The sequence below is a fragment of the Streptomyces tauricus genome (genome assembly GCF_014650955.1).
GTDB classification, from domain to species: Bacteria; Actinomycetota; Actinomycetes; order Streptomycetales; family Streptomycetaceae; genus Streptomyces; species Streptomyces tauricus.
In genome coordinates this window covers 171,777-185,863 of record NZ_BMVY01000013.1, presented here as the reverse complement: position 1 = coordinate 185,863, position 14,087 = coordinate 171,777, and the positions used below count along the sequence as shown (strand labels likewise).

General features: G+C 69.6%; 12 protein-coding genes. All 12 read left to right on the top strand.

What is annotated here, in order from left to right; genetic code table 11:
• Positions 1-106 precede the first annotated feature (106 nt).
• Positions 107-1,087, top strand: coding sequence for a hypothetical protein (locus IE278_RS21550; protein WP_189774684.1), 981 nt, complete (start codon positions 107-109; stop codon positions 1,085-1,087).
• Positions 1,088-1,225: 138 nt separating this feature from the next.
• Complete coding sequence (locus IE278_RS21545) at positions 1,226-2,740, top strand: amino acid permease (RefSeq protein WP_189774682.1); 1,515 nt, start codon at positions 1,226-1,228, stop codon at positions 2,738-2,740.
• Positions 2,740-4,143 (top strand): glutamine synthetase family protein, encoded by a 1,404-nt coding sequence (locus IE278_RS21540; RefSeq protein WP_189774680.1) that lies wholly within the window; start codon positions 2,740-2,742, stop codon positions 4,141-4,143. The genes IE278_RS21545 and IE278_RS21540 overlap by 1 nt, the downstream gene beginning before the upstream one ends.
• On the top strand, positions 4,136-5,044 hold the full coding sequence (locus IE278_RS21535; RefSeq protein WP_189774678.1) for an endonuclease/exonuclease/phosphatase family protein: 909 nt from the start codon (positions 4,136-4,138) through the stop codon (positions 5,042-5,044). The genes IE278_RS21540 and IE278_RS21535 overlap by 8 nt, the downstream gene beginning before the upstream one ends.
• A gap of 35 nt (positions 5,045-5,079) precedes the next feature.
• A complete protein-coding gene (locus IE278_RS42330) occupies positions 5,080-5,616 on the top strand; it encodes a GntR family transcriptional regulator (protein WP_189774676.1) in 537 nt (178 codons plus the stop codon).
• Positions 5,617-5,873: 257 nt separating this feature from the next.
• Entirely contained in the window at positions 5,874-6,194 is a 321-nt protein-coding gene (locus IE278_RS21525) for a hypothetical protein (RefSeq protein ID WP_189774674.1), read from the top strand.
• 338 nt (positions 6,195-6,532) lie between these two features.
• Positions 6,533-7,021 (top strand): helix-turn-helix transcriptional regulator, encoded by a 489-nt coding sequence (locus tag IE278_RS21520; RefSeq protein WP_189774672.1) that lies wholly within the window; start codon positions 6,533-6,535, stop codon positions 7,019-7,021.
• 47 nt (positions 7,022-7,068) lie between these two features.
• Complete coding sequence (locus IE278_RS41820) at positions 7,069-7,593, top strand: FxLD family lanthipeptide (RefSeq protein ID WP_213089735.1); 525 nt, start codon at positions 7,069-7,071, stop codon at positions 7,591-7,593.
• An 80-nt stretch (positions 7,594-7,673) separates the two neighbouring features.
• Positions 7,674-9,713, top strand: a complete 2,040-nt coding sequence (locus IE278_RS21505; protein ID WP_246570466.1) for a lantibiotic dehydratase family protein — start codon at positions 7,674-7,676, stop codon at positions 9,711-9,713.
• Entirely contained in the window at positions 9,710-10,774 is a 1,065-nt protein-coding gene (locus IE278_RS21500; RefSeq protein WP_189774670.1) for a lanthionine synthetase C family protein, read from the top strand. The genes IE278_RS21505 and IE278_RS21500 overlap by 4 nt, the downstream gene beginning before the upstream one ends.
• Positions 10,775-10,810: 36 nt before the next feature.
• Positions 10,811-12,853, top strand: a complete 2,043-nt coding sequence (fxlM, locus tag IE278_RS21495; RefSeq protein ID WP_189774669.1) for a methyltransferase, FxLD system — start codon at positions 10,811-10,813, stop codon at positions 12,851-12,853.
• Positions 12,854-12,857: 4 nt separating this feature from the next.
• Positions 12,858-13,970, top strand: a complete 1,113-nt coding sequence (locus tag IE278_RS21490) for a hypothetical protein (protein ID WP_189774668.1) — start codon at positions 12,858-12,860, stop codon at positions 13,968-13,970.
• Positions 13,971-14,087 lie beyond the last annotated feature (117 nt).

The following is a 14,087-nucleotide window of genomic DNA, read 5'->3' as shown; positions in this document are numbered from 1 at the left end:
TCTCTGAGGACTCACCCCATGCCTTCCTTACTCGCGCCAGGCCAGTGCGCCGCCGTCACCCTCCCAGCCTTCTCACACTGGGGGCCCACTGATGCCCTTTGCTGACATGAGCCTGACACTCCCGCATCCCGCAGGTCGGGACGCCGATCTGCGCGTCGCCCTGGAGGATCTGCGTCTGAATCGGTGGTTGTCCACGAAGGAGTTGCTCGCCAGGACGGATTCCTGGGCACTGCGGTGCAGCCGAAGTCAGGTCCTGGGCCGCGCGGCGGTGGACACCGAGGCGATCGAGATGTGGGCCGCGGAGGAGCCTGAGGACTGGAACGCCTGGATGATGCGGGCCCGCGTGCTGAGCGAACGCGTGGTCCTCGCCCATCGCAACGGCGCCTCCCGGCCACAGCTGATGCAGGCCATTCTCAAGGCCCGTTACGCGTGCAGTGCGGCCGCGGAGTGGACGGCCGATCCGGTGCCGCCGCTGTGCTTCATGACGCTCGCGCAGGTCGACGACGACCCCAGGCGGCCGCACAGCGCGCTCAACTGGATCACGCGTGAGGACCTGCTGCCACCAGGCCCTTGGCGGCTGCTGGACGCGGTGCACCAACGGGATGCGCACAACCGTGAAGCCTTCCACCGGATGCTCGCCGTCTTTCGCGCCCGCGGCGACGAGCTGATCACCTTCGCACAGTGGGTGGCATCCAAAGCCCCCATCGGGTCGCCGCTAAAGGTTCTGCCGCTGTACGCGTTCGTCGATCAGTACCGCAAGCAGTGGGCGACACGGCAGACCGCCAGTGTGCTGGCGTACTGGGTCACCGAGGACAAAGCGCACTACGCCCGCCAGGCGCTGCATGAGTGGTTCGAGCCGACGCAGCCCGCGCCAGGGCAGCCCGACACCCGTTCCCTGCTGGATCTCAACCACCTGGTGCACGCCCTGACGGCCACCGGCGTAGGCCATGCCGGCCCGGTGTTCGAGGCGATCGGCCCGCACGTGACCACCGCGCCGTGGGCCCAGGTCGCCCACGAGCCGCAGGAGTGGCGGGAGGAATTCCTCAAGGCCCGCCGCCCCGCCCTGAAATCCAGGGGCCACCGATGACCATCCGAGGCCCACCCTCCGCGACCACGGCCCCCTTGTGCTCGTCCCTCCTCCAAGTCGTCCAAAGGACCTTTCCGTTGCACTTACCACCCGCATTACGCCGTCTCTCCCCTCCTCCCTTCTCCCCCGAGGTGCCCGATGCCGCACAGACGATCAACTAGCCGCCGTCCGCTGGACGACGACGCGGCGCTGCGCGGGCACGGCTACACGCCCGAGCTCAAGCGCGGCATGGGCGGCTTCGGGAACTTCGCGATCAGCTTCTCGGTGATCTGCATCCTGGCCGGCGGCATGACCCTGTTCGGCTACGGCCTCAACACCGGCGGCCCCGCCGTCATGCTGTGGGGCTGGATCGGCATCGGCGCCATGACCCTCATCCTCGGCGCGTGCCTGGCTGAAGTCACCTCCGCCTATCCCACCTCGGGCGGCCTGTACTACATGGCCCACCGCCTCGGCGGGCCCCGCTGGGCCTGGGTGACGGGCTGGCTCAACCTGCTGGGGCTGCTCGGCGCGATAGCCGGGATCGACTACGGGTGTGCACTGTTCGTCGGGGCGTTCGCGAACTTGCAGTGGGGTCTGGTGCCCACGCCTGAGACGACGATGCTGATATTCGCCGGCATCCTGCTGCTGCACGGCACCCTCAACACGCTCGGGGTGCGCCTGGTCACCGTCCTCAACTCGATCTCGGTGTGGTGGCAGCTCTTCGGTGTCGCGCTGATCGTCGGGATGCTCACCTTCGCGCCGGGCGAGCGGCAGAGCGCGGACTTCGTGTTCACGCACGTCAACAACGGCACCGGCTTCGACAACCCCGTCTATGTGGCCGCGCTCGGCTGCCTGCTGGCCGCGTACACGTTCTGCGGCTACGACGCCTCCTCCCACCTGTCGGAGGAGACCAAGGGCGCACAGATCGCAGCGCCCAAGGGCATCGTCCGCGCCATCGCCTGGTCCTGGGCGGCCGGGTTCGTGCTGCTGGCCGGCCTGCTGTTCGCGATCGAGGACTACGCGGGCACCCTGGGCACCAGCACGGGCGTGCCGCCCGCGCAGATCTTCATCGACGTCCTGGGCACCGGCGTGGCCAAGGGCCTGCTCCTCGTCGTCATCGTCGCCCAGTTGTTCTGCGGGAACGCGGAGACGGCCGCCGCCTCCCGCATGGTGTACGCGTTCTCGCGGGACGGGGCCCTCTACGGTTCCGCGACCTGGCGGCGCGTCAGCAGCCGCACCAAGACCCCCGTCCCCGCGGTGTGGCTGTCGGTGGGGATCGCGCTGCTCCTGGCGCTGCCCAGCCTGTACTCGCCGACCGCCTACGCCGCCGTCACCGCGATCAACGTCATCGGCATCACACCCGCCTACGTGATCCCGGTCTACCTGCGGCGGCGCGCCGGTGACCGCTTCGAACCAGGCCCCTGGCACCTCGGCGCCTGGAGCAAGCCTCTCGGCTGGATCTCGGTCGGATACGTGAGCGTGCTGACCGTCGTCTTCTGCCTGCCCCAGACCTCACCGATCACCGCACAGTCGTTCAACTACGCGGGGGTCGCCCTCGCCGTAGTCCTGTTCATCGCATGGATCACGTGGATCACCAAGGGCCGACGCTCATACAAGATCCCGCCGCTCGGCAGCGACGCCGAGACCATGGCACTGTCCGAGGACGTGGTGTGATGACCGACCAGACCAGCCGCGAACCCCTCTACGTCGTACCGCCCCCTTTCCTGGCGCCGGAGGAACTCGACCGCCTGGTGCGGGACCGTCAGATCACCACGGTGATGGTCGCCGTCCCCGACATGCAGGGCCGCCTCAAGGGCAAACGCCTCGACGCCCAGACGTTCCTGGACCGGCTCCCGGACGGGCCGGAGATGTGCCGGTACGTGCTCGCCACGGACCTGGACATGAACCCGCAGCCTGGCTACGACCTCACGGGCTGGCACGACGGGTTCGGTGACCTGCGCGTCGTCCCCGACCGGGGCACCATCCGCCGCCTGAACTACCTGTCACGCACTGTCCTTGTGCACGGTGACGCCGTCCACCGTGACGGCAGCCCGGTCGAGGTCGCTCCCCGGCAGATCCTCAGAAGGCAGATCGAAAGGCTCGCAGCGCTCGGGCTGAAAGCGAAGGTGGGCATCGAGAGCGAGTTCATGCTTTACCGGCACACCACGGCGCAGGCACGGCGTCGCGGATACCAGGGCCTGACGCCCGTCTGTCCGCACAACCTCGACTATGCGCTCGACCACCCGGTGGCGCTGAGTGGCTTCTTCGACCACCTTCACGATGCCCTCCGCGCGGCAGGGACCCCGGTCGAGGCGATCAAGACGGAAGGGGCGGCCGGACAGATCGAGGTGACGTGGCCGTACGAGGATCCGTACGGGGACCCCATGCGGGCCTGCGACGCCTACACCGTCCACCAGCATGCCGTACGCCAGATCGCGGAGCGGCACGGCATGGTTGCGACGTTCATGGCCGCCCCGCAGACCGGCGTGGGCAGCGGCATGCACCTGCACGTGTCCCTGTGGCACGGCGACGAGCCGGTGTTCCACACCCTGCGGCCGAGCGAACTGCCCGCACGCCTGCAACACTCCATCGCCGGACTGATCGAAAACCTGCCCTACATGGGGCCGCTGTACGCGCCCACCCTCAACTCCTACCGGCGTTTCAGGCCGCACTCATTCGCCCCCACGAACTTCTCCTGGGGGCACGACAACCGCACCTGTACCGTGCGCGTGACCGGCCACAGGACACACCCGCACCTGGAAAACCGCGTACCGGGCGCCGACGCCAACCCCTACCTCGCCCTTGCGGCGACGCTCGCCTCGATCGCCCACGGTATCCGCACCGAGCCGAAACTCCCCGAACCCTGCACGGGCGACGCCTACCACGCCACCGAACCGCTCCCCGTACCGCAGACCCTGGACGAAGCGCTCACTGACTTCGCGAACAGCCAGCTCGCGCAGGAGGCTTTCGGCTCTCGGGTGGTGGAGCACTACACCCGGGCCGGCGAGATCGAACTCGCGGCGGTCAAAGACCAGGTCACGGACGTGGAGCTGAAGAGGGGGTTCGACCGTGCCTGACAGCATCCCCTCCGGCCCTCGCGCGCTCGCTGGTGCGGCGCACTCGCATCTCCGGCTCGTCAGCTACAACACGCTCAACGGCGGCCGTAACAGTGACGGCTCATATCAGCGCCTGGCCGACCAGATCGAACTGCTCGAAGAACTCGACCCACACGTGGTGTGTCTGCAAGAGGCTAAACGGTGGGAGAGGAACGGCGGCCAATGGATCAACATGATCGCTGCGGCGCTGAAGATGGAGGCCCGCCTCGCTCTGTCAGCCAGCCATGGATGCCACCTGGTCACGCTGGTCCGACCGCCGGGAATCCGCTTTCTGCGCTTCTACCCGGACGTCGCCGAGGGGAACTTCCACCACACGGTCTCGCGCGCCGACCTCCAGGTGGACGGGGTGGACGCGCCGCTGCGCGTCCTGCACACCCATCTCGACCCCTTCGACCCGGCCGACCGGCTGGCCGAGGCCAGATGGCTCACGCAGTACGGCGACCGGGATGACACCCTCCTCGTCGGCGATCTCAACTCCGAGGCTCCCGGCGATCCCGAGCCCGACACCTGGGACTGGCTTCCGCCGACGCAGTATTCGGGCAACCGGATCCAGCATCCGGACGGCAGCTACGGAAGCCTCGACAAGCGCGCGATGAGTGCACTCCTGGCCGCCGGCTACGTGGACCCCGCCGCCGAACTGGAGCTGGAGTTCGCCAGAACCGCCGGTCACTGGGGCAAGGACGGCCGTGATCACCGGTCCGACTACATCCTGCCCTCGCGGAATCTCTCCTGGCACATGGGGTCCTACACCGTGCTCGACACGCCCCGCGCGCGGAGGGCATCGGACCATCTCCCCGTCGTGGCCGACCTGTACACAGAGCCCCGCCCGGCCGACGCACCATCACTCCTGGAGGGGCCGTGAACTCCTCAGGCCCTCCGATCACGAGCGGGATAACCATGCCTGACGACATCGCCTCCGACCCCCGGGCCATCGCCGACCTCCTGCGCAAGGAAATCACCGACGGCACCTGGGAAGCGGGAACCGTCCGCAGCCTCAGCACGATCGCCGAGCACTTCGCCACCACGCGGTACTACGCCAACATGGCCGTCAGGCTGCTCCGCGACAGCGGCATCGTCGACACCTGCAACGGTGGCCGAGGCGGGATCGCACCACACGGCACCATGCCGCCACAGTGGAACGGCCCCGGCAGGACCGACATCCAGACAACCGTCCGCAGGCGCATCGGTGACGGCACCTACCCGGTCGGAGTATTCATGCCGACCCTGACCAGCCTGGGCACAGAGTTCGGCGTATCGAGAGCCACCATCCATATGAGCCTGCACGCTCTCCGAGACGAGGGCATCCTCTCGACTTCCGGCGGCCGCACCCTGGTCGTGAAGGGTCTCCCCTCCGAGGCCGGCGAGAGCGACCAGGCCATGGCAGGACCCCACGGCACCAATCCGGAGGCGGAACGGGAGCTCGACTGTGCCTGACGTCTCCACCGTGACGCTCCCGGCGGCCGATACGCGGTCGCGCCGTCTGCTCGGGCACCTGGCCGCGGTACTGACCCTCGCGTGCCTGTGCACGCTGGCCGTGGGCGCGGTGCACGTGTCGCGCATGTACGGCATCCGATGGGGACCACGCGACCTTGAATGGATCAACGGCACCGCGTTCATCACCTCCGTCATCGCGGCGGCCTGGCTCATATGGCTGGTAGGGGCGGTCGTCAGTCCGTGCAGGAACTGCGGCGGTGATCCTGGGTGCCTCTACCGTGTATGCGGCTGTTCCTGGCTTCCCCCGGCCGGACCTGGGGCACCCCCTGTTCGGATGCACGGTCGCCTGGCTGGCCCTGGAAGTCTGCCGCGCCCACGGTGTCGTACTGGACAACGGATTTCCCGCCACCGCAAAGCAACGGCTGCGCTCCTGGCGCACCGCTCTGCTGACAGTCGTCTTCTGCGCGCTGACCGGGTTCAGCTTCAGCTACCTCGTTGTCCTCTTCCGCCACCTTGCGATCGAAAGCGCGCCGACACCCTCAACAACCCGGGCGTCCTCGACGAAGCCGCCGGGATGATGTCGGGCCAACTCGGCGACGCCGCCCGCGATCTGGCCCACGCCGTGCACGTGGGGCCGAATGCCGTCGACGGGATGGAGGTGGCTGCGAAGTCGGTGAGCGCTTCGTCCAGGGTGCGCGGCACTTCGTAATGGACCACTACGTCCACGCTGGTGAGCTCGAGGTCAGCGCACTCGCCGGCCAGGTCACCGACGTCGAGTTGCTGCGGGGATTCGACCGTGCCTGAAGTCTCCGCCGTGGCGTTCTGACCGCCGCGCACGGGCCCGTGCCGCCGACCCCCGCGGGGAGCGGCGGCACCCCTTCCGGAAACCGTCCGCCCAGCCGAGAAAGAGACACCCGTGACTCCGTCCACGACGACCAGCGCGCCGATCACACCGTTGAAGCCGACCCACCGGCGCGTCGCCCAGCACCTTGTGGACGGTCGCACTGCCCAGGACATCGCCACGAGGACCGGACTGTCGCCCCACACGGTCCGTCAGTATGTCCGCGACATCCGGGTGAGCGTCCATTGCCCGCCTCGCTGCAAGCCGCAGGTACTCGTGCATCTCCTATTGGCCGCCGAGCAGGTCGTTCCGCCCACCCTGGAGCGGCCAGCGCCTGAGCTCAACTCGAAGCAGTTGCAGCTGCTGAAGGCAGTTGCTGAGTACAGCACTCCCCACGGCATCGCCCTCGCCGCCAAAATCGCCCCCGCCGATCTCCGGTCCGCACTCGACGAACTGCTCGATGAGACGGGCGCCGCCGACGTCACCCAACTCGTCGTCCTCGCCCAAGCCTGGCGCCTACTGGGTGCCAGGACCGGCACGGTGGAGAGCGGAGCGAACCAGTGAACGCGTCTTCCGCACCGCCGCACCAGCGCACACCAAAGTTAACAGCCGTGTACGAGATGCGGACTCTACGTACGGACGCCGAGCGAGATGAGGCCGCCGCGCTCGTCCAGGACCGTCAGCGCTGGCTCACCATGCGCGGCCTGTCGGTACTCACCCGAGCCCAAGAGGCCGAGGGCGACGAACGGGCCGAGCACTTCACCCAGGTACTGGACCACGCCGCCGAGAACACCCCCGCTGGCGCAGCCCGCAGCAGCCTGACAGCACCGCACCCCGACCCCGGACGCCATAGGCCAGGCGACTTCGCCGGCCTGCTCGTCTGGCATCAGACCCCGGGGCCCGACCGGGTCTCGGTACCCCGCACCATCCGCCCCTTACAGGAGGCATGCATGACCGCCACCCAGACCGAAAAGCCGACCGCTCCCGCGCAGGCCGACCTCGTGAAAGCCGACGAAGACCCGTTCGGGCTCGACATCACCTTCATCGAGGGAACGCCGGCGAACGAGACGGTCCTGATGTGCGGCACCGGCGACAACTGCGGCAGCTCCTGCCCCAGTGCCTGCACCACCTCGTAAGCCGGTTCATCCCGGCTGCGCGGGCCGGACGGGGCTCTCCCCGTCCGGCCCGTCCCGCCCAGCAGATGAGGAAAATGCTGATGACACGTCAACGGCTCAGCCTGTACGAGGCGGCGGGGCAGGCCATGCTGCGCGCTGCGGTCCACACAGCCGAACCTGCCATGCCGCCTTGGCCGATGCGCACGGCATCCGTGGAGGAGTGGCGCGCGTGGCTGAGCAGGGTGTGGTCCGACACCGATTTCTGCCACACCGTGTCGCAAGCGAGCCCCCATCTGGCGGACCAGGTACAGGCCATCACCGATGGCCGCACGCCGAAGGTGCGCCGGATGCGCCGGGCGGCGCTGTCCACCGCCCGTTATGCGATCCGCTACGCACGTCGCTCCACCCCCTACGGTCTGTTCGCCGGTGTTGCCCCGCTCGGCTTCGCCCAGACCACGTCCGTTCGCATCGGCGACGAGCACCAGGCCGTGGCCCGCCCAGAGCCAGCCGGACACGAGGAGATGCTCAGCGACTGGGAGAGCGACGCTGCGCGCATGACCAACGCGGAGGTCTGCGTCAACACCCTGATCCAGCAGCGCGACCAGCACATCCACGTGCCCTCCGAGGGCGATGCCGAGTTCCGCCTCGCTCTGAGCCCCGCGCTGCGTCTCGTCCTCGATCTGGCCCGATCGCCGATCGGGTACGGCCAGTTGTCCGACAAGCTGGCCACGGAGTTCCCCTCCGTGAGTGACACCGCGCGCGGCCAGTTACTCGGTGAACTGCTGCGGGTGCGGTTGCTGCGCTCGTCGCTGCGTGCGCCCGCCACCGTCGCCGACCCCAGGGACGTCTTGCCGCCCGCGGCGTGCGTTCAGGCAGCTGGCCTGCGGACAGCGTGCGACCTTCGGCTGGACGCCGATGTGCGGCTGCCCGAGCAGGTGCTGACTGAAGTAGAAACCGCGGCGACCGTCCTGGCCCGCCTGGTCACCCACCCGGCCGGAACACCGACATGGCAGCGATGGATCGAGCGATTCACCGAGTTCTACGGCGAGAACTCCATGGTGCCGGTGGACGTGGCCACGGATCCTGACCTGGGCGTGGGCTTCCCGACCGGCTTCCTCATGGCGAGCGAACCGCCCCGGCCGATGTCCCGGCGCGATCGGCTGCTGCTGGAGCTGGCTGGCACCGCTGCCGCCGAAGGCAGCCGCACTGTCGCGCTGAGCGGGGCGGTGATCGAGGAACTGGAAGCCGCGGCCGGCGACAAACCACACGATCTGGCACCCCACTTCGAACTTGCTGCACAGGTCCACGCCTTCTCCATCCCGGCTCTGAACCGTGGGGACTTTCGGCTGCGCGTGCTGACTGTCTCCCGCTCGGCAGGATCGATGACCGGCCGGTTCTGGCATCTGATGCCGGGCACGGAGGCGGCGTACGCAAGCCTGCCCACCGTCGATCCGAATGCGGAACTCGCGCAGCTCTCCTTCCACGCCGGTCGGGTACCGGCCGACCTGCTCACCCGCGCGCCGCAGGCCCTGCCCCGTGTTGTCAGCGTCGGCGAATTCCGGCGCCCCGACCCGAACGTTCTCTTCCCCGCCGACCTGTCGGTCACCGTCGCCGACGGCCGTCCCCAGCTGGTGGAGACCGCGACGGGCAAGTCGCTGGAGCTGCTGGCACCCACCGCGATCAACTTCCTGTGGAACAACTACACCCCGCCGATGGCCCGTTTCCTCGGCGAGATCAGCCGGGCCGTGTCCCCGCAGGTGACCTGGTTCGACTGGGGTGCGGCCTGGGCCCTGCCCTTCACCCCGGCCCTCACCTACCGGCGCAGCATCCTCGCCACCGCCCGGTGGAAGATCCGCAGTCGCATACTGCCTGTCCGCACCGCGCCGCTGCAGGAGTGGGCGGACCAACTCCACGCCTGGCGGGCCCGGTTCCGGGTGCCGGAGCAGGTGCTCCTGGCGGAGGACGACCAGCACCTCGCTCTTGACCTCACCCGCGACGTCGACCTGGACCTGCTGCGCGCGCACCTGGATGCCAGCCCTGTCGGTGTCGCCACCCTGCACGAGGCGCCCCCGCCGGACGCCGACGGGTGGATCGGCGGCCGGGCCCACAGCATCGTCGTTCCTCTGGCCAGGCGCTCATGACGACGACCGTGCCCCGTACGCAGGACCTGTCCGAGGGTGCCCTGGGGATGGCCTTACTCGACATCGAGCGCCGGGACCTGGCCTCGGCCCGCCGACACCTCGCCCAGGCCACCGCCCGGGGCGTGAGCACCGGCAGCAACGCCAGCTTCTTCCACGGCGCACCCGCCCTGGAGTTCGTCCTGGCCCGCGCGCACGGGGCCGGTGACGACATCCGCGCGGCGGTCGACCGCGTCGTGGACGCCCGGCTCGCTGACGTCCACCGCCGTCAGGCCGCCGGCGCGCTGCCCCATCTCGCCGAATGGGACCTCATCCGCGGTCTGACCGGGCTCGCCGCGCTGCTGCTGTCCCGCCCCATCGCGCCCCGGCTGCCCGACGTGCTCTCCTGCCTCGTCGCACTCGCCCGCCCCGTCCGCGGTGACGGCCGAATGCTGCCGGGGTGGTGGTCGGCGGCCGGCCCCGATGGGACGGAGATGACCGGTGGGCACGGCAACAACGGCATGGCCCACGGGATCGCGGGGCCCCTGGCCGTGCTCTCTCTCGCCCTGCGCGACGGAGTTAGCGTCCCCGGCCAGGAGGAGGCCATCGGCACGTTCGCGATCTGGCTCGACCGGCACGGCACCCACTACTGGTTCACCGCAGCCCACCTGGGCATCGACCAGCCACCCGAGGCTCAACCGGCCCGCCAGTCCTGGTGCTACGGCCAGCCCGGCATCGCCCGGGCGCAACAGCTCGCCGCGCTCGCCCTCGGCGATCCCACCCGGCGTCAAGCGGCCGAGGACACCGTCGAGACCATTCTGACCGACCCACAGCAGCTCGTCCGCATCACCGACTCGACCCTCTGCCACGGCTGGGCCGGGCTGCTGACCCTCACCCGCGCGGTCGCCGCCGACAGCCCCGCGCCCGCCCGCTTCACGCCGATCGTCCAAGACCTGCACCGCCGGCTGGCCGCTGACTGGGAGCACCTGCCCAAACCTGGCTTCCTGGAAGGCCGCGCCGGAGCCCAACTCGCCTTGCACGACACCGGCAACGCCGGCTGGACCCGTGCCCTCCTGCTCACCTGACCCCCACCCTGCCGCCCCGCAAGGAGTTCGCTGCCCATGACCTTCGACGACGAGAACCTGCGCATCCCACCGGACACCTCCTGGTGGCACGCCTCCGTGGCCTTCCCCGACCCGCACCACACGGCCACACGGGCCCTGGCCACCGCGCTCTCCGGACGCCGTTTTCACTTCCTACGCAAGGACGCCGGCGTGCGCCTGCGCACCGAACAGCCCGCTACCACTCTGCTGGACCAGCTCCTCGCCGACCGTGTGATCACCGGCTGGACAGGCGGAATCTACGAGCCGGAGACCCATGCTTTCGGCGGCCCCGAAGGCATGGAGGTCGCGCACGACGTGTTCTGCGCCGACAGCCCGGCCGCGCTCGCCGAGACCGGTACCCCCGGCGCCCGCGAGCGCAGCGTGATGCTGCTGTCCGCCATGATCCGCGAGGCCGGGCTGGACCCGTTCGAAGCCGGAGACGTGTACGCCCGGTGGGCCTCTTCGCGGCCCCCCGTCAACCCGCCCCAGGGGGCCGCGCGGGAGAAGGCCGTCTCCGCGATGCGGCGGCTGATGAACGCGGACGCCGCCCTGCGCCCGCAGCCGGAAGTGGGCTGGGGCGAGCGCGTCGCCGCGTTCGAGGACGCTGGCCGCCGCCTGCGTCGGCTCGCCGCCGACGGCCGACTGACACGCGGAATCCGGGGCGTCCTCGCCCATCACGCCATCTTCGCGTTCAACCGCGCGGGCGTACCCGTTGACGCGCAGGCCGCCACCGCGTGGCTCGGCCGTCACGTCTCCTTCTCCACCGAAGAAGGCGACGTGGCTACCCGCAAGTCCGCCCCGGCGGACCCTAACTTCCCTCGGCTGGAGACCACCGTGACACCCGTGAACGACCCCGACCAACTGCGCGCAGCCCTCGCCCAGCGCCTCGTCGACAGCGGCCACCTGCGCAGCCAGGCGACCATCGACGCGTTCCACACCACCGACCGGCACGCCTTCCTGCCCGGCGTCGACCTGGAGAGCGCGTACAAGGAGGACGCGGTCCCGATCAAGCACGACGAGCACGGGGAGATGATCTCCTGCATCTCCGCGCCGTCCGTCGTCGCCACCCAACTCGAACAGATCGGCGCCCAGCCCGGTCACAAGGTCCTGGAAGCCGGAGCCGCCACCGGATACAACGCCGCCCTCCTCGGCCAGATCGTCTCGCCCGGCGGGCAGGTGTGGACCCTCGACGTCGACGAGGACCTCATCGCCCGCGCGAACAAGAACCTTGCCGAAGCCGGCGTGCAGAACGCCACCGCGGTGATGGCCGACGGGGCGGCCGGGCTGCCCGAGCACGCCCCCTACGACCGCATCCAGTTCACGGTCGGCGCGGGAGACGTCCCGGTCAAGGTCCTCGACCAGCTCGCCCCCGGCGGGCGCCTGGTCCTGCCGATGCGCATCCGCGGCAGCATCTCCCGCTCCTTCGCCTTCGAACGCGACGGGGACACGTGGAAGACCGTCTCCTGCGAGATGGCCACCTTCGTCCCGCTCCGCAAGGGCGTCTGCGACGACGTGTACACCCTCATCCCCATGGCAGGCGAGGGCAACGTCCGCCTGGAGACGTTCAGCGAGCAGAACGTCGACCGCGAAGCGCTGCGCACGGTTCTCAACGAGGAGCACACCAAGCTCTACACCGGGGTGAAGTTCCGGCAGGGCTCGGCGTGGGAGTGGCTTTACTTGTATCTGGCCTGCGCACTGCCCAACGGTCTGTCCCGGCTGCCGGGCCAACGCCCCGGTTTCGCCCCGCACTTCGGATGGGGCTCCATGGCCGCCCTCGACGGCGGGTCGCTGGCCTACCTGACCATCCGCGAGGGCGAGGACGAGAAGGGCCGGTATTGGGAGGTCGGAGTGATCGGCCACGGCAAGGGCGGCGGCGACCTCGCCGAGCGCGTCGTGACCGAGATCCGCGCCTGGGACGCCAGCGGCGGCAACGACGCTCCCGAGCCGGGCTTCCGGATGGCCGTCGCCGACTCCCGTGACCGGCTGCCGGTCGACGAGGCGCGCTTCGTCGTCGACAAGCCCTACAGCCGACTCGCCGTCGACTGGGCGCGCAAGGGCTGAGCCGATGATCCCCGCGATAGCCAGCCGCATCCCCCTGGTCCGCCGCACCAAGGCGCCCGCGCTCCCCTTGGAAGAGCGCATCAACCACCTCACCGGGCTGACCGTCGCACCCGCAGGTGCGGGCCACCATGACCTGGTGGCCCGCACCTGCAGCATCCTCAACTACGCCGCACTCATCGCCTCCGACGTCGGCCTGCCCGACCTGGCCACCGACCTGTGCTGGCGCCAGCACCAGGTCTTCGCCGACGCCGGACGCATGAGCGGACCTATCGGCGTCATGTCGCTGATGCCACTGGTCAACCTCTCCCGGCTACTGACACGCGACGGCCAAGGCGAGGCCGCCTATGACCTCCTCAACCGCCTCAACCACGCCGCCCGTCAACGAGGAAAGACCGAGATCGACGGTCGCACCGTCGACCTGTCCTCGCTGACCAGCACCGAGGCCGATCACCGGCAGGTGTGCCAGGAGCTGTGGGTCACCCTGCTCGTCGACGGTGCCCGCGCCCTCGCACGCATCGGCCGGTGGACCGAAGCTGCCGAAGCCATGGCCCAGCACCGCGGCATCGGCAACCGGCTCCTCGACGGCCGGCAAATCAAAATCATGGCCCTGATGGAACAAGGACGAAGCCAGCAGGCCCTCGACCTGATCGACACCACCCAGCCCACGGAACCCTGGGAGACCGCCATCGGCCTGCTCCTGCGCGCCCACTGCCGTCCCGTCGGCGTACCGGTTGCGCGGGCCGACCTCAAACACACCCTGAACAAAGCCGCACTGCTCTGCGCCCCTCCCGATCCGTCGACCGCCGTGTTCCAGACCCGGGCGGGCCTGGCCACCCTCGAACTGGACCCCGACGGGCAGTGCGCGGACACGCTGCCTAAAACCATCACCGAGGTGGCCCGGCTCGACGCCTACGCCGCCCGCGACGTACTGCACCATCCCATCGCCGCGTCCACCCTGGACACCGGTTCGGCCCACGCGCTCCACGCGGTGATCGCCGCAGCCGGACTGGAATCCGGCGTCCTGCCCGCCCACCACCACCAGGCGCTGAAGGGCGCGGTCATCCACGCCTCCGCAGAGCTGGAAAGACTGCTGAAGACCGAACCGGAACCCCGTTAGGAGCGGACGACCGGGAGAAGCTGCCGGATTGTCCACGCCGCGCGGCGGTGTCGGCGTTTCGGCCATTTCCCGCCCGGAGCTGCTCCAAGTCCCGTCAGGGATCCCGCGCCTGCAGGG